The organism is Actinomycetospora straminea, assembly GCF_028737255.1.
Lineage (GTDB): Bacteria > Actinomycetota > Actinomycetes > Mycobacteriales > Pseudonocardiaceae > Actinomycetospora > Actinomycetospora straminea.
In genome coordinates this window covers 46386-66615 of the sequence record NZ_JAQZAN010000016.1, presented here as the reverse complement: position 1 = coordinate 66615, position 20230 = coordinate 46386, and the positions used below count along the sequence as shown (strand labels likewise).

The 20230-nt window shown below is 74.0% G+C and carries 16 protein-coding genes, 1 tRNA gene and 1 other RNA gene; 17 read left to right on the top strand and 1 reads right to left on the bottom strand.

Annotated features, from left to right (window positions below):
- The first annotated feature begins 43 nt into the window (after positions 1–43).
- The 3 genes from PH190_RS20800 to PH190_RS20790 all read left to right on the top strand — a co-directional run bounded on the left by PH190_RS20800 (position 44) and on the right by PH190_RS20790 (position 3639).
- Positions 44–1249, top strand: a complete 1206-nt coding sequence (locus PH190_RS20800; protein WP_274233436.1) for a glycoside hydrolase family 3 N-terminal domain-containing protein — start codon at positions 44–46, stop codon at positions 1247–1249.
- 65 nt (positions 1250–1314) lie between these two features.
- On the top strand, positions 1315–2487 hold the full coding sequence (locus PH190_RS20795; RefSeq protein WP_274233435.1) for an acyl-CoA dehydrogenase family protein: 1173 nt from the start codon (positions 1315–1317) through the stop codon (positions 2485–2487).
- A gap of 24 nt (positions 2488–2511) precedes the next feature.
- Entirely contained in the window at positions 2512–3639 is a 1128-nt protein-coding gene (locus tag PH190_RS20790; protein ID WP_274233434.1) for an acyl-CoA dehydrogenase family protein, read from the top strand.
- Here PH190_RS20790 and PH190_RS20785 read toward each other — a convergent pair.
- A complete protein-coding gene (locus tag PH190_RS20785) occupies positions 3636–4235 on the bottom strand; it encodes a TetR/AcrR family transcriptional regulator (protein WP_274233433.1) in 600 nt (199 codons plus the stop codon). The genes PH190_RS20790 and PH190_RS20785 overlap by 4 nt on opposite strands.
- A gap of 123 nt (positions 4236–4358) precedes the next feature.
- On the opposite strand from PH190_RS20785, the gene PH190_RS20780 reads away from it, so the two are divergent.
- The 14 genes from PH190_RS20780 (at position 4359) to ctaD (ending at position 20225) form a co-directional block, all read left to right on the top strand.
- On the top strand, positions 4359–5093 hold the full coding sequence (locus PH190_RS20780) for an SDR family NAD(P)-dependent oxidoreductase (protein WP_274233432.1): 735 nt from the start codon (positions 4359–4361) through the stop codon (positions 5091–5093).
- Positions 5094–5190: 97 nt separating this feature from the next.
- Positions 5191–7332: an elongation factor G gene (locus PH190_RS20775; RefSeq protein ID WP_274233431.1), complete on the top strand. Its 2142-nt coding sequence runs from the start codon at positions 5191–5193 to the stop codon at positions 7330–7332.
- A gap of 75 nt (positions 7333–7407) precedes the next feature.
- Complete coding sequence (locus tag PH190_RS20770; RefSeq protein WP_274233430.1) at positions 7408–8742, top strand: MFS transporter; 1335 nt, start codon at positions 7408–7410, stop codon at positions 8740–8742.
- Between the two features lie 70 nt (positions 8743–8812).
- Entirely contained in the window at positions 8813–9928 is a 1116-nt protein-coding gene (prfB, locus tag PH190_RS20765) for a peptide chain release factor 2 (RefSeq protein ID WP_274233429.1), read from the top strand.
- A gap of 60 nt (positions 9929–9988) precedes the next feature.
- Positions 9989–10678 (top strand): cell division ATP-binding protein FtsE, encoded by a 690-nt coding sequence (gene ftsE, locus PH190_RS20760; protein WP_274233428.1) that lies wholly within the window; start codon positions 9989–9991, stop codon positions 10676–10678.
- The gene (ftsX, locus tag PH190_RS20755) at positions 10679–11575 is read left to right on the top strand and encodes a permease-like cell division protein FtsX (RefSeq protein ID WP_274233427.1); all 897 of its coding nucleotides are present in this window, start codon (positions 10679–10681) and stop codon (positions 11573–11575) included. It abuts the gene before it with no gap.
- A 19-nt stretch (positions 11576–11594) separates the two neighbouring features.
- Positions 11595–12107 carry an SsrA-binding protein SmpB gene (gene smpB, locus PH190_RS20750; protein WP_274233426.1) on the top strand — a complete coding sequence of 171 codons (513 nt, stop codon included), beginning with the start codon at positions 11595–11597 and terminating at the stop codon, positions 12105–12107.
- Positions 12104–13027, top strand: a complete 924-nt coding sequence (locus tag PH190_RS20745; protein ID WP_420791686.1) for an amidohydrolase family protein — start codon at positions 12104–12106, stop codon at positions 13025–13027. Before smpB ends, PH190_RS20745 begins: the two co-directional genes overlap by 4 nt.
- 54 nt (positions 13028–13081) lie before the next feature.
- Positions 13082–13457: a transfer-messenger RNA gene (ssrA, locus tag PH190_RS20740) on the top strand.
- Positions 13458–13660: 203 nt separating this feature from the next.
- Positions 13661–15064, top strand: coding sequence for a protein kinase family protein (locus PH190_RS20735; RefSeq protein WP_274233424.1), 1404 nt, complete (start codon positions 13661–13663; stop codon positions 15062–15064).
- A gap of 131 nt (positions 15065–15195) precedes the next feature.
- Complete coding sequence (locus tag PH190_RS20730; RefSeq protein ID WP_274233423.1) at positions 15196–16476, top strand: MFS transporter; 1281 nt, start codon at positions 15196–15198, stop codon at positions 16474–16476.
- A complete protein-coding gene (locus PH190_RS20725) occupies positions 16473–18041 on the top strand; it encodes a cryptochrome/photolyase family protein (RefSeq protein WP_274233422.1) in 1569 nt (522 codons plus the stop codon). The genes PH190_RS20730 and PH190_RS20725 overlap by 4 nt, the downstream gene beginning before the upstream one ends.
- A 152-nt stretch (positions 18042–18193) precedes the next feature.
- Positions 18194–18266, top strand: a tRNA-Ala gene (locus tag PH190_RS20720).
- Between the two features lie 201 nt (positions 18267–18467).
- The gene (ctaD, locus tag PH190_RS20715; RefSeq protein WP_274233421.1) at positions 18468–20225 is read left to right on the top strand and encodes an aa3-type cytochrome oxidase subunit I; all 1758 of its coding nucleotides are present in this window, start codon (positions 18468–18470) and stop codon (positions 20223–20225) included.
- The last annotated feature ends 5 nt before the right edge of the window (positions 20226–20230 follow it).

Below are 20230 nucleotides of genomic sequence, written 5' to 3'. Positions count from 1 at the left end.
CCCTCCAGGTGCCCGCCGGGTCGCCCGGCACAATCCCGTGACGATGCCCGGAGCCCGACGCCGCCCCGTCCTCGCCGCCGCCGCGACGCTCGCGACCGCCCTGGCCCTCACCGCCTGCGGGCAGCAGGCGTCGGCGCCGGAGCCCGCCGCGGCCTCCGGCGGGCGCTCCGCCGCCCCGTCGGCGACGGGTGCCGCGGCGGCCCCGCCGGACCCCGCCGCGAGCTGCGTGCAGGGCACCCTCGACCGTCTCGACACCCGGCAGCGCGCCGCGCAGCTCGTCATGGCCGGGGTGCCGGCCGACGGGCTGACCGCGGGCGGGCGGGAGGCGCTGGCCGCCGGCGCGGGCGGGGTGATCCTCACCGACGCCGCGGGTGGCGAGGCCTCGGCCGCGCAGGTCGCCGCGACGACGGCCGAGGTGCAGGAGGCCGCGACCGTCCCGGTGACGATCGCGACCGACCAGGAGGGCGGCAAGGTCCAGGACCTCAAGGGCGCCGGGTTCACGCGGATCCCGTCCGCGTCGGTGCAGGGCCGCGACGTCGCCGGCCTGCGGTCCGACGCCGAGGGCTGGGCCCGTGAGATGGCCGAGGCCGGGGTGACGCTGGACCTCGCGCCGGTGGCCGACGTCGTCGACCCCGCGCTCGGCGACGCGAACGAGCCCGTCGGGGCGCTCGACCGCGGGTTCGGCACCGACCCGGCGCGCGTCGGGCGGGCGGTGGCCGCCTTCGTGGAGGGGATGGACGCGGGCGGGGTCGACAGCACCCTCAAACACTTCCCGGGCCTCGGGCGGGTACGCGAGAACACCGACTTCGCCGACGCCGCGGACACGCGGACCACCGTGGACGACCCGGGGCTCGCCTCGTTCCGCGCCGGCATCGAGGCGGGCGCGCCCGTGGTGATGATGTCCTCGGCGGTCTACGCCCGCATCGACCCCGACGAGCGCGCCCTGTTCTCCCGCCCCGTCGTCACCGACCTGCTGCGCGGCCTGCTCGGCTTCGACGGCGTCGTCACCACCGACGACGTCGGCGCCGCCCGGGCCGTCGCCGACGTGCCGGTGGGGCAGCGGGCGGTGCGGTTCGTCGCCGCCGGCGGGGACCAGGTGCTGACCATCGAGCCCGGCGACGTCGGGCCGATGGTCGAGGCGCTGGTCGACGAGGCCGCCGACCCCGCCTTCGCCGCGCGCATCGACGAGAGCGCCCGGCGGATCCTGGCCCTCAAGGCCGAGCGCGGCGTCCTGCGCTGCACGCCCTGACCGACCCTCGTACCGGTGGGTAGCCGGGCCTGCGCGCGTCGGTGGCCCGTGCCAGAGTGACGCCCGTGGACCTGAGCTACACCGCCGAGGAGGAGCAGTTCCGCACCGAGCTGCGGGACTGGCTCGCGGGGAGCATCCCGCCGGAGTGGGCCGAGCCCGGCTTCTGGCGCTCGCTCGACGACGACGAGTCGTTCCGGCTGCGCCGCGAGTGGGAGGCGTCGAAGACCGCCGCGGGCTTCTCCGGCATCCAGTGGCCGACGGAGTACGGCGGGCGCGGCGGCACGCCCGGCATGAAGGCCATCTACGACGAGGAGACGGTGCGGGCGCACGCCCCGCAGACCGTCAACGTCCTGGGCCTGACCTTCCTCGCCCCGACGGTCATGGCCATCGGCACGCCGGAGCAGAAGTCCGAGATCATCGGGCCGATGCTGCGCAACGAGGTCATCTGGTGCCAGGGCTTCTCCGAGCCCGGCGCGGGGTCGGACCTCGCGGCGGTGGCGACGCGCGGCGTGCGCGACGGGGACGACTTCGTGGTCAACGGTCAGAAGATCTGGACCACGAACGCGATGCACGGCGACAAGATCTTCACGCTCGTGCGCACCGAGCCCGGGTCGGAGCGGCACAAGGGCCTGTCGATGATGCTCATCGACATGGACCAGCCGGGCGTGGAGGCCCGCCCGCTCAAGCAGATGAGCGGGGCCAGCGAGTTCGGCGAGGTGTTCTTCACCGACGCCCGCGTCCCGGTGAAGGACTGCCTCGGGGAGATCGGCCAGGGTTGGCGCACGGCGATGCTGCTGCTCTCGTTCGAGCGCGGCGCGTCGGGCGTCGGGCAGTACACCGAGTTCCGCCGCCAGTACGACGAGATCGTCGAGCAGATGCGCCGCTTCGGGCGCTCGGACGACCCGGTGGCCCGCCAGAAGATGGCGAACTGCCTGGTCGAGCTCGAGTGCCTGCGCTACCACGCGATGCACATCCTCACCCAGGTCGAGCAGGGCCGGGACCTGGGCTCCGAGTCGTCGATGACCAAGCTGCAGTGGTCGGAGACGTTCCAGGACCTCTGGGAGGCGTTCGACGACGTCCTCGGCCCCGAGGCCTCGCTCGAGCGCCCGCGCCCGGACGTCGACCTCACGCCGTACCAGGCGCAGGCCATGTGGTCGCGGTCGGTCACCATCTGGGGCGGCTCGTCCCAGGTCCAGCGCAACATCGTCGCCGAGCGCGTGCTCGGCCTGCCACGGTAGAGAACGGTAGAGGAGCCCCCGCCCGTGTTCTTCGCGCTGACCTCCGACCAGCAGGCGTTCGCCGCCACGGTCCGCGAGTTCGTCGCCGACCGCTTCGACCTCGACGCCGTGCGCGCCGTCGTCGAGGACCCCGACGGCGACGGCCACCCGCTGACGCTGTGGAAGGGCCTCGCCGACCAGGGCGCCCTCGCCGTGCTCGTGCCCGAGGAGCACGACGGCCTGGGCCTCGGGCTGCTCGACGCGCAGGTCGTGGCGCGCGAGCTCGGCGCCGCCGTCGCGCCCGGCCCCTGGACCACCACCGTGCTCGCCGCCGAGGCCCTGCGCCTCGCCGGTTCCCCCGCCCAGCAGGCCGCCTGGCTGCCGGCCCTCGCCGCGGGCGAGACCGTCGGCACCGTCGCGCTGCGCGGCGAGGCGGGGTCGTGGGACGGGCGCAGCGGGCGCGGCATCACCGTCGACGCCTCGGGCGAGCGGCTCTCCGGCACCGCGTCGCCCGTCGACTACCCGGGCGTCGCCGGGCTGTTCGTCGTCGCCGCCACCGACGCCGAGGGCGCGCCCGGGCTCTACCTCGTCGAGGCCGGCGCCCAGGGCCTGTCCGTGCGCGACCAGCGGACCTACGACGGCACGGCCCGCGTCGGCGCGGTCGAGCTCGCCGACACCCCGGGCGAGCTCCTGTCCGGCGGGACGCTCTCCGGCGGCGAGGCCGTCGGCGCGGTGACCGCCCGGGGCGCCGTGCTCACCGCGGCGGACCTCGTCGGCGTCGCCCGCGAGGCGCTCACCCGCACCGTCGACTACGACCGCGACCGCAAGCAGTTCGGCGTGCCGGTCGGGTCGTTCCAGGCGATCAAGCACACGATGGCCGACCTGCACGTGGGCGTGACCATGGCCGAGCACGCCGTGCTCTTCGCCGCGCACGCGCTGGACTCGGGCGAGACGGGCGACCCGGCCACGGACATCGCCGTGGCCGTGGCGAAGGCCAAGGCGTCGGACGCGGCGTGGGCCGCCACCGGCGCGATGATCCAGTTCTTCGGCGGCATCGGCTTCACCTGGGAGCACGAGGCGCACTTCTTCTACAAGCGCGCGCGCCGCCGCGCGCCGCTGTTCGGCTCGGCCGACGAGCACCGCGAGCGGCTGGCGGCCCTCACGATCGACTAGCGCGGCGCCGGCGTCGGCAGCAACCACGCCAGGGCCGACCGCGCCACCGTGGTGAGCGCCGCGAGGTCCATCCCGGTGCGGCCGAGCGCCACGAGCCCGAGCTGGGCGGCGAGGACCGCCCGGGCGATCTCTGCGGCGTCGGCGTCCGGGTCGACGTCGCCCTCGCGCTGGGCGCGCTCGAGCGCCTCGGTGAGGATCGCGGTGATGGCGTCGTAGCTGCGGCGGGCCTCGGCCGCGACGTCCGGGGTGCTGGTGGCGAGCTCGGCGGTGCTGTTGGCCAGCAGGCAGCCGCGGCGCGGGGCGGCGCCGGTCGGGTCGTCGGCCACGCCGAGCAGGAAGTCGCGCACCAGGTCGATCCCCCGCGCGGCGAACGCCAGACGCTCGCGCAGCCCGCGCAGGTTCGCGTCGTCGTAGTCGCGCAGGACCCGCAGGAAGAGCCGGTGCTTGTCGCCGAAGGCGCCGTAGAGGCTGCCCTTGCCCAGCCCGCTCACGCGCAGCAGGTCGTCCATCGACGTCGCCGCGTAGCCCTTGTCCCAGAACGCGTCGCGGACGGCGAGGACGACGCGCTCCTCGTCGAACTCCCGGGGGCGTGGCACCCCCTGACCGTACGAGTTCTGGACCCGACAGGCCAGAACTCGGCGCCGAGATGTTGACCGATCGGTCCAGATCGGCGAGGGTGTTCTGGACGGATCGGTCAACAACATGAGGAGGTGGGCGGCATGGCCGTCCTCGCGGGCAAGGTCGCGGTGGTCACCGGGGGCAGCAGCGGGATCGGGCTCGCCATCGCGCGCGCCTTCCGCGACGAGGGGGCGACGGTGGTCATCACCGGCCGCCGCAAGGAGGCGCTCGACGCGGCGGTCGCCGAGCTCGGCGAGGACGTGACCGCCGTGGTCTGCGACGTCGCCGTGCCCGCCGACCTCGACGCCCTCTACCGGACCGTGCGCGAGCAGGCCGGGTACGTGGACGTCGTCGTCGCCAACGCCGGGATCGGCATCGACGCCGCGTTCGGCGAGGTCACCGAGGAGCAGGTCGACGCCCAGTTCGCCACCAACGTCAAGGGCACGGTGTTCACGGTCCAGGGGGCGCTGCCGCTGCTGCGGGAGGGGGCCTCGGTGATCGTGACCGGCTCGACCGCCGCGACGCGCCCCCAGCGGGGCCTCGAGGTCTACGGGGCGACGAAGGCCGCGGTGCACAACCTCGTCCGCGGCTGGGCCCACAGCTCGCGGCGGTACGGCTTCCGCGTCAACGTCCTCGCGCCGGGCATGGTGCCGACACCGGGGCTGCTCGACCTCGTCCCGGCGGAGGTCCGTGCGCAGGCCGAGGAGGTGATCCCCCTGGGTCGCCACGGCACCCCGGAGGAGATGGCGGCCGCCGCGGTGTTCCTGGCCTCGGACGCCTCCAGCTACGTCAACGGCTCGGTGCTCGCCGTCGACGGCGGCGTGGCCCAGGTCTGACAGCTCGTCCGCCCCGACCCCTTGTCGTGATCTCGGTCACTCCGGTGGACTGAGGGTGTCGACGCGACGACGGGTCGGGATCTGCGAGGTGGTCGTCATGGGGAAGGCCGACAACGTCCGGAGAGGTCGGGGCGGGCGTGCGGAGGAGCTCGCGCCGGACGATCCGGCCGCCGTGCGCTCGGTCGCCGTGGTCGGACCGATGGCGGCGGGCAAGACGACGCTGGTCGAGGAGCTCCTGGCCGCCGCGGGCGCGATCCCGCGGGCCGGCTCGGTCGCCGCGGGCACCACCGTCACCGACCACGACCCGGACGCCCGCCGCCAGCAGCGGTCGGTCGCCCCGTCGGTCGCCTCGCTGGTCCACCGCGGCATCAAGATCAACTTGATCGACACCCCGGGCTGCCCCGACTTCCTCGGCGAGGTCCGCGCGGGTCTGCGCGCCGCGGACGCCGTGCTCTTCGTCGTCGGGACGGCGGACGCCGCGGACGGCGTCGCCGCCCCGACCTCGGCCCTGCTCGCCGAGTGCCGCCGCGCGGACCTGCCCGCCGTGCTCGTGCTCAGCCGCCTCGACCACGCCCGCGCCGACGTGGACGCCGCGCTCGCCACGTGCCGCGAGGTGGCCGCCGGGTCGGGCGAGGTGCTCGTCCCCGTGACGCGGTCGGGACGCGACGCCGACGGCACCGTCACCGTGCACCCGCTGCTGGCGGGCGACGACCCGACCGCCGACGAGCCCGACGACCTGCGCCGCGAGCTCGTCGAGACCCTCATCGAGCAGAGCGAGGACGAGGCCCTGCTCGAGTCCTGGATCGGCGGCGACGCGGTGGCGCTCGACGCCCTGCGCGCCGACCTGGCGACGGCCGTCGCGCGCCGCGCCCTCGTGCCCGTGGCCGGGGTGTGCGCCCCGACCGGCGCCGGCCTGGACGCCCTGCTCGACCTCGTCGTCGACGCCGTCCCGCCCCCGACCGCCCACCCGCCGCTGCCCGCGCACGCCCCCGACGGCGCCGGGCACGCCCCCGTCGACCCCGACCCCGACGGCCCGCTGGTCGCCGAGGTCGTGCACACCGGGACCGACGCCCAGGGCAGCCGCGTCTCGCTCGTGCGCGTGTTCTCCGGCCGGCTGCGCCCCGACACCGCGCTGACGGTGTGCGCCGACCCGCTGCGCATCCCCGCCCCGCGCGACGGCGCCCACGACAGCGACCAGGCCGGTCAGGCCGGTCCCGAGGTGCGCGCCGGCGCCGAGACCGTGCGCGTCAACCGGGTCTACGCCCCGCTGGGGGCCACGCTGCGCGAGGTGCCGTGGTGCGTGGCGGGCGACCTGTGCGCGCTGACCCGGCTCGGCCCGGTGGCCACCGGCGACACGCTGTCCGCCGCCGAGGACCCCGTCGGCCTCGACGGCTGGGAGCTGCCCGAGGCGCTGCTGCCGGTGGCGGTGACCGCGGCCGACCGCTCGGCCCAGGACGCGATGGCCCGCGGGCTCGCCCGGCTCGCCGCCACCGAGACCACGCTGCGCGTCGAGCGCAACGAGGACACCCACCAGATCGTGCTGTGGTGCACCGGCGAGGCGCACGCCGACGTCGTCCTCGCGCGCCTGCGGGCGTCCGGGGCGAGCGTCGAGGTCACCGACGTCGCCGTCCCCGAGCGCGAGACGGTCGCCGGGCCCGCGACGGGGCTGGGGCGCCACGTCAAGCAGTCCGGCGGGCACGGGCAGTTCGCCGTGTGCCGGATCGAGATCGAGCCGCTGCCGCGCGGGTCGGGCGTCGAGTTCGTCGACCGGATCGTCGGCGGGGTCATCCCGCGCGCCTACATCCCGGGCGTGGAGAAGGGCGTGCGCGCCCAGCTCGAGGCGGGCGTGACGCCCGGGCGGCCGGTGGTGGACGTGCGCGTGACGCTCGTGGACGGCAAGGCCCACAGCGTCGACTCGTCGGACCAGGCGTTCCAGACCGCGGGGTCGCTCGCGATCAAGGAGGCGGTCGCGGCCGCGGGCACGGTGGTCATGGAGCGGCTCTACGAGGTCGAGGTCACCGTCGACGACGCCCAGCTCGGCGCGGTGCTCGGCGACCTCGCCTCCCGGCACGGCCGCGTGGTGGGCACCGAGCCGGGCGCGCCCGGCACCACCCTGGTGCGCGCGGAGGTGCCCGAGCAGGCGCTGCTGCGCTACCCGGTGGACCTGCGGGCGCTGACCTCGGGGACGGCGAGCTTCACGCGCCGCTTCAGCCGCTACGAGCCGGTCGCCTCGGTCTGATCCCTTCCCCGGTGTCGGGGCTGCTGGCTACGGTCCCGGCACACCCACACCGGTGATCACCACAGGAGGCCCGCGATGACGCAGAGCCCGCCGAGCCGTCGGGGCACCGGACGCGACGAGCCGAGCCCGGCCGCCGTGCGGCGGGTGGCGCTGGCGAGCCTCGTCGGCACCACCATCGAGTGGTACGACTTCTTCATCTACGCCAGCGCGGCCGGGCTGGTGTTCAGCCAGCTGTTCTTCACCGCGCTCGACCCCAGCACGGCGCTGCTGGCCTCGTTCGCGACCATCGGCGTCAGCTTCATCGCTCGCCCGCTCGGCGGGGTGGTCGCGGGCCACCTCGGCGACAGGCTCGGGCGCAAGGGCATGCTCGTCGCCACCCTGTTGATCATGGGGTTGTCGACGGTCGGCGTCGGCCTCCTGCCGACCTACGCGGCGATCGGTGTGGCCGCCCCGATCCTGCTGCTGGTGCTGCGCCTGCTGCAGGGCCTCTCGGCCGGCGGCGAGTGGGGCGGCGCGGCGCTCATGGCCGTCGAGCACGCCCCGCCGGGCCGCCGCGGCTTCTTCGGCACCTACCCGCAGGTCGGCGTGCCGATCGGCCTGGTCCTCGCCAACCTCGTGTTCCTCCTGGTCTCGACCTCGACCAGCCGCGAGCAGTTCCTGGCGTGGGGCTGGCGCATCCCGTTCCTGCTCTCGATCGTGCTGGTCTTCGTCGGGCTGTTCGTGCGCGCCCGGGTCGACGAGAGCCCGGTGTTCACCCAGCTGCGCGAGCAGCGCGCCCGCCGCTCCGCACCGATGCTCGCCGTGCTGCGCGACCAGCCGCGCGCGCTGCTCGTCGCGATCGGGCTGTTCATCGCGAACAACATGATCGGTTACCTGCTCATCGCCTTCATCACCTCGTACGGCACCCGGGTCCTCGGGCTCCCGAGCTCGACGATGCTCGCGGTCGGCATCGCCGGCGCGGTCGTGTGGGGCGTGGCGATCGTGTGGAGCGGGTCGTGGTCGGACCGGGTGGGCCGGCGCCGCGTCTACCTCGTCGGGACGATCCTGCTGCTCGTCTGGTCGTTCCCGTTCTTCCTGCTCCTGGACACCGCGTCGCTGCCGTGGATGCTGCTCGCGGTGGCCGTGCTCGGGGTCGGGCTGGGCCTGACCTACGGCCCGCAGGCCGCCGCGTACGCCGAGCTCTTCCCCGCGCCCGTGCGCTACAGCGGCGCCTCGTTCGCCTACGCGGTCGGCGCGGTGCTCGGCGGCGGGTTCGCCCCGCTCGTGGCCCAGGCCCTCATCGGCGCGACGGGCACCTCGCTGTCGGTCTCGGTCTACATGGTGATCGTCTGCCTGATCACGCTCGCCGCCGTCCTCGCGCTGCGCGAGGGGTCGGCGGAGGAGCGGGAGGCGTTCGTCGTCGGGACCTGACGGTCCGGCCGCGCCCGGTGCGGACGCGGCGTGTGGGAGGCGCGCGGCGCGGGGCGATTACGCTGGGGGAGTGGACGACGCGACCGCGACCGAGCTGAAGGACCTCGCCGCCTCCCTGGACAGCGTCGAGGCGGCGATGGACCTCGAGGGTCTGCGGCGCGAGGTGGCGGAGCTCGAGCAGCAGGTCGCGGCCCCCGACCTGTGGGACGACGTCGAGACCGCGCAGAAGCTGACCAGCGCGTTCACGCACAAGCAGGCCGACCTCAAGCGGGCCGAGTCGCTGCGCTCGCGGCTCGACGACCTCGGCACGCTCTACGAGATGGCCGACGAGTCCGACGGCGCCGACGCCGCCGAGCTGCGCACCGAGGCCGACGGCGAGCGCTCCGCGCTCAAGGCCGACGTCGACGCGTTCGAGGTCCGCACGCTGCTCTCCGGTGAGTACGACGAGCGCGACGCGCTGGTCACCGTCCGGGCGGAGGCCGGCGGCGTCGACGCCGCCGACTTCGCCGAGATGCTCATGCGCATGTACCTGCGCTGGGCCGAGCGGCACGGCTACCCGACCGAGGTCTACGACACCTCGTACGCGGAGGAGGCCGGCATCAAGTCGGCGACCTTCAAGGTCACCGCGCCGTTCGCGTACGGGACGCTGTCGGTCGAGCAGGGCACCCACCGGCTCGTGCGCATCTCGCCGTTCGACAACCAGGGCCGGCGCCAGACGAGCTTCGCCGGCGTCGAGGTCGCCCCGGTCGTCGAGCAGAGCGACCACGTCGACATCGACGAGAAGGACCTGCGCGTCGACGTCTACCGCTCGTCGGGCCCCGGCGGGCAGGGCGTCAACACCACCGACTCCGCGGTGCGCATCACCCACCTGCCCACGGGCATCGTCGTGTCCTGCCAGAACGAGCGCAGCCAGCTGCAGAACAAGGCCACGGCCATGAGCGTGCTGCAGGCCAAGCTGCTGGAGCGCCGCCGGCAGGAGGAGCGCGCGCTGCTGGACTCGCTGAAGGACTCCGGCTCGAGCTGGGGCAACCAGATGCGGTCCTACGTGCTGCACCCCTACCAGATGGTCAAGGACCTGCGGACCAACCAGGAGACGTCGCAGACCAGCCAGGTGCTCGACGGGTTCATCGACGACTTCCTCGACGCGGGCATCCGCTGGCGCAAGCAGAACGAAGCCGCCGCGTAGCCGGCGCGCCGGCGGGAGCGGCGTCGGGGAGATCGACACCCCTCAGTAGCATCCCGGGCCGTGATCCGGCTGGAGAACGTCTCGAAGGTCTACGCGACGTCGACGCGGCCGGCCCTCGACGACGTGACCATGGACGTCGAGCGGGGCGAGTTCGTCTTCCTCATCGGGCCCTCCGGGTCGGGCAAGTCGACGCTGCTGCGGCTCCTGCTGCGCGAGGACGTCCCGAGCCGGGGCACGGTGTGGGTCGCCAACTGGAACGTCGGCCGCCTCGCCCGCCGCCGCGTGCCGCGCCTGCGCCAGCGCATGGGCTGCGTGTTCCAGGACTTCCGGCTGCTGCCGAACAAGACCGTCGCCGAGAACGTCGCCTTCGCCCTCGAGGTGATCGGCAAGCCGCGGCACACCATCCGCACCGTGGTCCCCGAGGTGCTCGACATGGTCGACCTCGGCGGCAAGGCCGACCGGATGCCCTCGGAGCTCTCGGGCGGCGAGGCGCAGCGGGTGGCGATCGCGCGGGCGTTCGTCAACCGGCCGCTGGTGCTGCTGGCCGACGAGCCCACGGGCAACCTCGACCCGGAGACGGCCACCGGGATCATGACGCTGCTCGAGCGGATCAACCGGACCGGCACGACGGTGCTCATGGCGACCCACGACCGGCAGATCGTCGACAGCGCGCGGCGCCGGGTGGTGGAGCTGTCGTCGGGCCGGCTGGCGCGCGACGACCACCGCGGGGTCTACGGGGTGGCCCGCTAGATGCTCTTCGTGTGGCGCGAGGCCCTCGTCGGGCTGCGGCGCAACCTGACGATGACCCTCGCGATGGTCATCACGACCGCGATCTCGCTGGGCCTGCTCGGCGCCGGGCTGCTCGCCGTGCGCACGATCGACCGCACCGAGGACCTCTACTACTCGCTCATCGCCGTCCAGGTCGCCCTCGACGAGCCGACCAGCGCCGAGGACCCGGACTGCTCGAGCCCGGTGTGCCGTGACCTGCGCGCGGAGCTCGAGGCGGACCCGCTGGTCGCGTCGGTCGAGTACGAGAGCCGCGAGGCGGCGTTCACACGGTTCCAGCGGATCTACGCCGGCCAGTCGATCCTGCAGCTGGTGCGCCCGCAGAGCCTGCCCGCGACGCTGCGCGTGACGATGGACGACCCGCTGCGCGGCACGGAGATCGTCGACCGGTTCACCGGCCGGCCGGGCGTCCGCAACGTCGTCGACCAGCGCAGCACCGTCGCCGACCTCTTCTCGTTCCTCGGCAGCGTGCGCAACGCGACGTTCGGGCTGGCGATCGTGCAGGCCCTCGCCGCCGTGCTCCTGATCTCCAACACCATCCAGCTCTCGGCGTTCACCCGCCGCACCGAGGTCGGGATCATGCGCCTGGTCGGCGCCACCCGGTGGTACACGCAGGTGCCGTTCCTCATCGAGGCGGTGGTCACCGGCGTGGTCGGGGCGGTGCTCGCCACCGCCGGGCTGGTCGCCGGCAAGGTCTTCTTCCTCGACAACCTGCTGTCCGGACGGCTCCTGGCCAACACGATCCCGCCGATCGGGATGACCGACGTGCTCGGTTACGTTGGACCGGTACTGGTGGTGGTGGGCGCGGTGATCGCCACGGCCACCGGGTACGTGACGTTGAGGCTCTACGTCAGGTCGTAGGCGAGAGGGAGGTGCTGAGGTGGCGAAGACGACGTCGGCGCCGGCGAAGGCCAGCAGCAACCGTCCCGAGGAGCGACGCAAGATCGTCGCGACCAACCGCAAGGCCAAGTACGACTACCAGATCCTCGACGTCTACGAGGCCGGCATCGCGCTGCAGGGCACCGAGGTGAAGAGCCTGCGCGCCGGGCACGTGTCGCTGAACGACGCCTTCGCCATCGTCACCGACGGCGAGGTGTGGCTGCGCGGCCTGCACATCCAGGAGTACGACTTCGGCTCCTGGACCAACCACGAGCCGCGGCGCGCGCGCAAGCTGCTGCTGCACCGCTCCGAGATCGCCCGGCTCGTCGGCAAGACCCGCGAGACCGGGCTGACGCTCGTGCCGCTCTCGCTGTACTTCAGCGGCGGCCTGTGCAAGGTCGAGCTCGCCCTGGCGCGCGGCAAGGCCAAGCACGACAAGCGCGAGGCGATGGCCGAGCGCGACGCGAAGCGCGAGGCCGAGCGGGTCGTGGGGCGGCGGATCAAGGGGTGGTGAGCCCCGCGCGCGATCCGCTGGCGACCCCGCCGGTGGACGACGCCGACGTGCCCGCCTGGGTGGCGGCGACCGGCGTCGAGGGGCTGGTGGACATCCACGTCCACTTCCTGCCCGACCGGATGCTGCAGAAGGTCTGGGCGTTCTTCGACCAGGCCGAGCAGAACTACGGGATGGCCTGGCCGATCCACTACCGCGAGCCCGAGCAGACGCGCCTGGACCTGCTGCGCGGGTTCGGGGTGCGGACGTTCGCACCGCTGGTCTACCCCCACAAGCCGGGCATGGCGGCGTGGCTGACGTCGTGGTCGCTGGAGTGGGCCGCGGAGGTGCCCGAGGCGGTGCCGACCGCGACCCTCTACCCCGAGGAGTCGGTGGCGAGCTACCTCGGCGACGCGCTCGCCGCGGGTGCGCGGGCGGTCAAGGCGCACGTGCAGGTCGGCGACTACGACCCGCGCGACCCGCTGCTCGACGCCGCCTGGGGGCTGATCGCCGACGCGGGCGTGCCCGTGATCACCCACTGCGGCGACGGACCGCGCCAGGGCACCTGGACCGGGATGGACGTCTTCGCCGAGGTGCTCGAGCGCCACCCCCGGCTCACCGCGGTGATCGCCCACGCCGGCCTGCCGGAGTACGACACGACGCTGCGGCTGCTCGACCGCTTCGCCAACGTGCACCTCGACACCACGATGGTCGGGACGCCGTTCACGGAGTCGTTCGCGCCGGTGCCCGCCGACTGGCCCGCGCGGCTGGTCGACGTCGCCGACCGCGTCGTGCTCGGCACCGACTTCCCGAACATCCCCTACGCCTACCACCAGCAGCTCGCCGCGATCGCCGGCTGGGCCGCGGCCGACGACCGCCTCGGGGCGCCGTTCCTGCGCGCGGTCCTGCACGACACCCCGGCCCGGCTGCTGGGGACGGGATGAAGCGGACGCGCGTCCGCGTTATCATCGATGGCCGTCCGCACCCGCGGGCGCCGAGGGGGTGACTGGTTTCGACTCCGAGTGGTTCATCAGGAGAAGCGTGCCGAGGAAGGCGACGATGATCTCGTTAACCATCCGTCGCAAAGATATAAGCGCCGAGAGTTCTCAGCGCGACTTCCAGCTCGCTGCCTGACAGCGAGTAGGGAAGTCTGTCGGCCCGGGTTCGTCATCGGCCCGGTCGCCGGCATCAGCTAGATGACTCCACCGGCGGGCTCGGTCACGGAGCCCGTCGGGACACCGCACAGTGACTGGGATCGTCACACCGGCCCGTCCGCAGGACCGGTGGATCCGAGCAGAGACGACGCGGACTGCGCACGGAGAAGTCCTGATTGCTGATCGGAGGACCCGGGTTCGATTCCCGGCACCTCCACCCCAGAACGACGACGGGCCGGGGAGCACACGCTCCCCGGCCCGTCGTCGTCCGGACAGGCGGCAGCGTCGTCCGGACAGGTGGCCTCGTCCTGTCGACCGGTCGGCTCCGTCCGGTCGACCGGTCGACGCAGCGTGAGGGCGGGCGCTACCGTGGATGAGCGGTGCTCACTCGTCCGGAGGAGCACGAGGACGGGGAGGTGCGGCGTGGCGACGGAGTCGGACGGCGTGTCCCCGTCCGCGCCCGACGACGGCCCCCTGCCGGCTCCGGACGCGTGGCCGGGCGCGGTCGACGCCGCGACCCGCGGGCTCGACGCCGTCCTCGGCCGCGAGGTCGCGATGGTCACGCTGCCGCCGGTGCGCGGCGACGACCTCGTCGTGCGCACCGAGCAGGTCCGCCGGCTGGCCGGCCTGCACCACGCCCACCTCGTCGAGGTGTTCGACGTCGACGGCCTCGCCGAGGACACCGAGAGCACGCTCGTCCTGCAGAGCGTCGCGGGCCGGGGCCTGGAGCCCGCCGCGGACCTCGCGCGCTGGTCGCCGCTCTCGGCCGCCGAGATCGGGGCGCAGCTCGCCTCCGCGCTCGCGCACGCCCACGGTCGCGGGGTGGTGCACGGCCACATCGGGCCGGCGAGCGTGGTCGTCGGGGGCACCCCGGGCGCGCCCTACGCCTGGCTCACCGGCTTCACCGCGGCCCTGCGCCCGCCGCCGCCCGCGGGCCCGGACACCGGGGAGATCCCGGCCGCGGCGGGCGCCCGCCCGGTCCCGCCGCGCCCGGACGACGACGTCGCCGACCTCGGCCACGCCCTGGCCCTGGTCCTCGACCCCGAGACGCCCGCCGCCCCCGCGCTGGCCGAGGCGCTCGGCGCGATGACCGCGGGGCAGGCCACCGCCCGCGCGGCGGCCGAGTCCCTCGCCCGCGTCGCCGAGGTGCTGCGCCACGTCGACGAGGACGAGACGAGCGTCGTGGCGCTGCCGGCGGCCCTGCTCGCGCCGCTGCCGGCGCCCGCCCCCGTGGCCGCCACGTCCGCGCCGGAGCCCGTGCTCGCGCCCGCCGTCGCGCCCCGCGGCACCCGCCCGCACCGGCGGGGTGGTGGCCTGCGGCTCGCCGCGCTCGGGGGTGCGGTGCTCGCCGTCGCGGCGGCCTCCGGGTTCGTCATCTGGACCGGCGAGGACCCGGGCACCCCGCGCCAGGCGGGCCTGTCCGACCGCACCACGCCGGCCGCGCCCGGACCGGTGGCGGTGGCCCCGCCGGGCGGCACGTCCGGCAGCGACGAGCCGGTCTCCCGCGACGACGAGGCGGACGTGTCCGACGCGACCACCGCGCGGGACACGACCTCGCGCAGCCCGATCACCAGCGACGTCACCACGCTGCCCGGGCCCACGGGTCCGTCGGTGCCGGTCCCGCCGGTCCCCCCGACGGTGCCGACGGTGCCGACGGTGCCGTCCACGACCGTCCCGACCACGGTGCCCACCGGGCCGACCACCGGACCCACGACCGGGCCCACCGGGCCGACGACCGGGCCCACCGGGCCGACCACCGGGACCACCACCGGGCCCACGACGACCACGCCCGCCGCGCCCCGCGGTGCCACCCTCGCCGCACCCTGACCGCCCCGGCGTGATCGCGAGTCCCTGATCACCGGCCCCTCCCGGGCGGGCGCCGTCGCCCGAGGGGCAGACTGGCGTGCGGCCGCGAAGCCACGCCGACACACCGAGCGCGAGGGAGCCCCCGAGCAGGAATGGGTGCCGCACCGCAGCGGGACCGCACGCCCGACGGGCCCTCCGGCCCCTCCGAGCCTGCGCGCCTGCCCTGGGAGGTCTGGGCGCTGCTGGCGGGCAGCTTCCTCGTCGCCGCCGGGTACGGCATCGTCGCGCCGGCCCTGCCCGTGTTCGCCAGCAGCTTCGGGGTCGGGGTGACCGCGGCGTCGGCCGTGGTCAGCGCCCTGCCCGTGATGCGGCTGCTGTTCGCGCCGGTGTCCGGGCGGTTGGTCGCCCGCACCGGCGAGCGCACGATGTACCTCACCGGCCTGCTCGTCGTCGCCGCGTCCACCGGGGCGTGCGCGCTCGCGACCAGCTACGTCCAGCTCCTCGTGTTCCGCGGGCTCGGCGGCATCGGCTCGACGATGTTCACCGTCTCCGCCTTCTCGCTGATGTTCCGGCTCGCGCCCGAGGGACGTCGCGGGCAGGCCAGCGGCCTGTTCACCGGCGCGTTCCTGCTCGGCGGGGTCACCGGGCCCGCGTTCGGCGGCGCGCTGGTGGCCGTCGACCTGCGCGCGCCGTTCGTCGTCTACGCCCTCGCCCTGGTGGCGGCGACGATCGTGGTGGGGGCGCTGCTCGCGCGGTCCCGCCAGGTCGGCGTGCGCCGCGACGGCGCGCAGGAGGCACCGCTGACCATCGGTGCCGCGCTGCGCCTGCCGATGTACCGCGCGGCGCTGGTGTCGAGCCTCGCGACGGGGTGGGCCGTGCAGGGCGTGCGGATCGCGCTCGTGCCGCTGTTCGTCGCCGTGGCGCTGGGGCGCGAGCCGCTGTGGGCCGGGATCGCCCTGACGGTGTTCGCCGTCGGCGACGGCCTCGTCCTGCTCGCCACGAGCGGGCTGTCGGACCGGCGCGGGCGGCGCCCGGTGGTCGTCGCCGGCCTCGCACTGGTCACCCTCGGCACCGGGTCGATCGCGCTGGCCCAGGTGCCCGGCCCCCTCGGGCTGGCGATCCTCCTCGGCGCCTCCGCGATCGCCGGCGCGGGCGCCGGGCTGCTCCAGCCCGCCCAGGGCGCCGCGGTCGCCGACCTCGTCGGGTCGCGGCGCAGCGGCGGTCCCGCGCTCTCCGGGTTCCAGATGGCCGCCGACGTCGGGGCCATCGTCGGCCCGATCGCCGCCGGGGCGCTCGCGGAGAGCGCGTCGTTCCCGGCCGCCTTCGCGCTCAGCGCCGCGATCGCCCTGGTGGCCCTGGTCGCGTGGGCGCGGCTGGGCCGCGGTGCGGTCCCCGGTTCGACGGAGCAGGAGGCGGGCACCCGCGGCGCATGAGCCGAGGCGGCACCAGCGTCCCCGCGGGTGTCGAGGACACCTACACCGAAGCGGTCGACCAGGCCCTGGAGGACGCGGGCGCCGAGCACGACGCTCCGTTGTGGGTGTTCGGCGACCAGCTGGGTCCCGCCGTGCACGGCCTGCCCCAGCACGCCGAGCGCGAGGTCGTGCTCGTCGAGTCCGCGGGCGCCCTGCGCCGGCGCCGCTACCACCGGCAGAAGCTGCACCTCGTGCTCTCGGGCATGCGCCACCTCGACGCGGACCTCGGGGACCGCGCCACGTACCACCGCACCGAGGGCTACCGCGAGGCGCTGGAGAAGGTCGGGCGCCCGGTCGTCGTGCACCAGCCGACCTCGCACACCGCCGTCGAGTTCGTCGAGCGCCTGCGGGCCGACGGGCTGGTCGCCGCCGTGCTCCCGCCGACGACGTTCGCGCGGCCCCGCGCGGAGTTCACCGCCTGGGCGGGCGAGGACAGCTCCTTCACGATGGAGAACTTCTACCGCAACCAGCGCCGTCGCTTCGACGTGCTCATGGAGGGCGAGAGCCCCGTCGGCGGCACGTGGAACCTCGACCACGACAACCGTGAGCCCCCGCCGAAGAAGGCCACGACCCTCGGGGTGCCCGACCCGTGGTGGCCGACCGAGGACGAGATCGACGAGCAGGTCCGCCGCGACCTCGACGCCATGGATCTGCCGACCGTCGGCGTCGACGGCCCGCGCCTGTTCGCCGTCACCCCCGACGAGGCCCGGAAGGCCCTGAGGCGGTTCGTCGAGCACCGCCTCGACCCGTTCGGGCCGCACGAGGACGCGATCCTCTCCGGCGACCCGTGGATGGCGCACTCGCTGCTCTCGGTGCCCCAGAACCTGGGCGTACTGCACCCGCTCGAGGCCGTCCACGCCGCCGAGCAGGCCTACCACGACGGCACCGCACGCCTGAACTCCGTCGAGGGCTTCGTGCGCCAGATCCTCGGGTGGCGCGAGTACATCTGGCACCTGTACTGGCACTTCGGCAAGGGCTACACGAAGCGCAACGAGATGGACCACCGCCAGGCCCTCCCGTCCTGGTGGACCGAGCTCGACGGCGACGGCGTCACCGCCGCCTGCCTGTCCGAGACGCTCAACGGCGTGCGCGACCGCGGCTGGGTGCACCACATCCCGCGGCTCATGGTGCTCGGCAACCACGCCCTGCAGCGGGAGTACCGCCCGAGCGCGCTGTCCGAGTGGTTCACGACGTCGTTCGTCGACGGGTTCGCCTGGGTGATGCCGCCCAACGTCGTCGGCATGAGCCAGCACGCCGACGGCGGCAAGCTCGCCACCAAGCCGTACACGTCGGGCGGCGCCTACATCAACAAGATGTCCGACCACTGCGGCGGCTGCGCCTTCGACCCCAAGGTGCGCGTGGGGGAGAAGGCGTGCCCCTTCACGGCCGGCTACTGGCAGTTCGTCCACCGGCACCAGGCCCTGCTGCGCGGCAACCAGCGCACGGCCCGCGCGGTGGCCACGATGGACCGGCTCTCCGACCTCGACGCGGTGCTCGAACAGGAGCACGGCCGGAGGGACTTCTAGTCCGTCGCGCCAGGGAGATGCGGCCGTCAGCGCTCCTGCGTCGCGCTGCCGACCGATCTCCGGCGCGTTCTGGCGCGTTCTGCACGAGACCCGACGGCGGGCACCCCCCGGCGTCGGTCGGCGGCCACCGGCGTGTAACGTTGCGTCGCGTTGGGGCTGTGGCGCAGCTGGTAGCGCATCACACTGGCAGTGTGAGGGTCAGGGGTTCGAGTCCCCTCAGCTCCACCCACCGCGAGGACCGTCGCCCACCGGGCGGCGGTCCTTCGTCGTTCCCGGGACCGCCCCCGGTGGTCTACGACGGATCGTCGTGGGAGTGTTCACCCGGCGCGCCCGGGTCCCGCACGGCGGTTACGATCCCTGGGTCCGCGCACGCACGGCCGTTCGGCCGTCGGGGTGGAGGAGACGCACCGTGAGCAGGAGGCCTTCGTGACCGCCGTGGCACCCAAGCCCATCGCGACCACGCCGTACCCGGCTCGGGAGTCGAAGCACGGGTCGTTCGTCGGGCGGATGCTCAAGACGACGGACCCCAAGGACATCGCGATCCTGTACCTGATCACGTCGTTCGGGTTCTTCCTGATCGGCGGGCTCATGGCGCTGCTGATGCGCGCCGAGCTGGCGCAGCCGGGGCTGCAGATCCTGTCGGTGGACCAGTACAACCAGCTGTTCACGATGCACGGCACGATCATGCTGCTGCTCTACGCGACGCCGATCCTGTTCGGCTTCGCCAACTACATCGTGCCGCTGCAGATCGGCGCGCCGGACGTCGCCTTCCCGCGCCTGAACGCCTTCTCGTACTGGCTGTTCCTCTTCGGCGGCATCATCGTCATCTCGGGGTTCTTCACCCCGGACGGCGCGGCCGCCTTCGGGTGGTTCGCCTACACGCCGCTCTCGGACGTCGTGCACTCGCCGGGCCTGGGTGCCGACGTCTGGATCGTCGGCCTCGTCGTCTCCGGTCTCGGCACCATCCTCGGTGGCGTCAACTTCGTGACGACCATCGTCTGCATGCGCGCCCCGGGCATGACGATGTTCCGGATGCCGATCTTCACCTGGAACATCCTCGTGACGGCCGTGCTCGTGCTGCTGGCCTTCCCGATCCTCACCGCCGCGCTGCTCGGCCTCGCCGCCGACCGGCACCTCGGCGCGCAGCTCTTCGCGCCCGAGCACGGCGGCGTGATCCTGTGGCAGCACCTGTTCTGGTTCTTCGGCCACCCCGAGGTCTACATCGTCGCGCTGCCGTTCTTCGGCATCGTCACCGAGATCTTCCCGGTGTTCAGCCGCAAGCCGATCTTCGGCTACAAGACGCTGATCTACGCGACGCTGGCGATCGCGGCGCTGTCGGTGGCCGTCTGGGCCCACCACATGTACGCGACGGGCGCGGTGCTGCTGCCGTTCTTCTCGTTCACCACGTTCCTCATCGCCGTGCCGACCGGCATCAAGTTCTTCAACTGGATCGGCACGATGTGGCGGGGCCAGCTGACGTTCGAGACGCCGATGCTGTTCTCGGTCGGCTTCCTCGTGACGTTCCTGTTCGGTGGCCTCACCGGCGTGCTGCTCGCCAGCCCGCCGCTGGACTTCCACGTGTCCGACTCGTACTTCGTCGTCGCGCACTTCCACTACGTGCTGTTCGGCACGATCGTGTTCGCCACCTACGCCGGCATCTACTTCTGGTTCCCGAAGATGACCGGCCGGATGATGGACGAGCGCGTCGGCAAGTTCCACTTCTGGCTGACCTTCATCGGGTTCCACATGACGTTCCTGGTGCAGCACTGGCTGGGCAACGAGGGCATGCCGCGCCGCTACGCCGACTACGCCGCGACCGACGGGTTCACGACGCTGAACACGATCTCGACGATCGGCGCGTTCATCCTCGGGGCCTCGACGCTGCCGTTCCTCTGGAACGCGTTCCACAGCTGGCGCTACGGCCGGCCGGTGGAGGTCGACGACCCCTGGGGCCACGGCAACTCCCTGGAGTGGGCGACGTCCTGCCCGCCCCCGCGGCACAACTTCACCGAGCTGCCGCGCATCCGCTCGGAGCGCCCGGCGTTCGAGCTGCACTACCCGCACCTCACCGAGCGCATCCGCCTCGAGGCCCACGTCGGGTCCGGGCACTCGAGCATCGGTGAGGCCGCGGCGGGGCAGACCGGCCAGGAGCACATCCCCGGCTCCGACCCCCGGAACAAGTGAGCCGC

What these genes read in the sequence shown, in the direction of transcription:
- PH190_RS20800 (WP_274233436.1), top strand. Translation starts at nt 44, where the DNA reads ATGCCCGGAGCCCGACGCCGCCCCGTCCTCGCCGCCGCCGCGACGCTC.
- PH190_RS20780 (WP_274233432.1), top strand. Translation starts at nt 4,359, where the DNA reads ATGGCCGTCCTCGCGGGCAAGGTCGCGGTGGTCACCGGGGGCAGCAGC.
- PH190_RS20775 (WP_274233431.1), top strand. Translation starts at nt 5,191, where the DNA reads ATGGGGAAGGCCGACAACGTCCGGAGAGGTCGGGGCGGGCGTGCGGAG.
- PH190_RS20770 (WP_274233430.1), top strand. Translation starts at nt 7,408, where the DNA reads ATGACGCAGAGCCCGCCGAGCCGTCGGGGCACCGGACGCGACGAGCCG.
- ftsX (WP_274233427.1), top strand. Translation starts at nt 10,679, where the DNA reads ATGCTCTTCGTGTGGCGCGAGGCCCTCGTCGGGCTGCGGCGCAACCTG.
- PH190_RS20730 (WP_274233423.1), top strand. Translation starts at nt 15,196, where the DNA reads ATGGGTGCCGCACCGCAGCGGGACCGCACGCCCGACGGGCCCTCCGGC.
- PH190_RS20725 (WP_274233422.1), top strand. Translation starts at nt 16,473, where the DNA reads ATGAGCCGAGGCGGCACCAGCGTCCCCGCGGGTGTCGAGGACACCTAC.